Annotated in this window: 1 pseudogene; it reads left to right on the plus strand. The window is 65.8% G+C overall.

Going from position 1 to position 354, the window contains the following annotated elements:
- Nucleotides 1-354 (plus strand): annotated as a pseudogene (locus A3736_RS17485) (30S ribosomal protein S12 methylthiotransferase RimO); the annotation flags it as partial.

Here is a 354-nt window from a genome sequence, read left to right on the forward strand (position 1 = left end):
CCTTCTGCATCATCCCCGACCTGCGCGGCAAGCTCGCCAGCCGGCGCATCGACGCGGTGCTGCGCGAAGCGGAAAAGCTGGTCGCCGCGGGCACGAAAGAGCTGTTGGTGATCAGCCAGGACACCAGCGCCTATGGCGTCGATACGCGCCACGAACCGCGCGACTGGAAAGGCCGCGAGGTCCGCGCCCACATGACCGATCTCGCCCGCGAACTGGGCGGTTTGCGCACCTCAGACGGCGCTCCGCCCTGGGTGCGGCTGCATTACGTCTATCCCTATCCCCATGTCGATCAGGTCATCCCCCTGATGGCAGAGGGTCTGCTGACGCCCTATCTCGACATTCCGTTCCAGCACG

Source organism: Erythrobacter sp. HI0063, assembly GCF_001635685.1.
In the GTDB taxonomy this organism is placed as follows: Bacteria; Pseudomonadota; Alphaproteobacteria; order Sphingomonadales; family Sphingomonadaceae; genus Qipengyuania.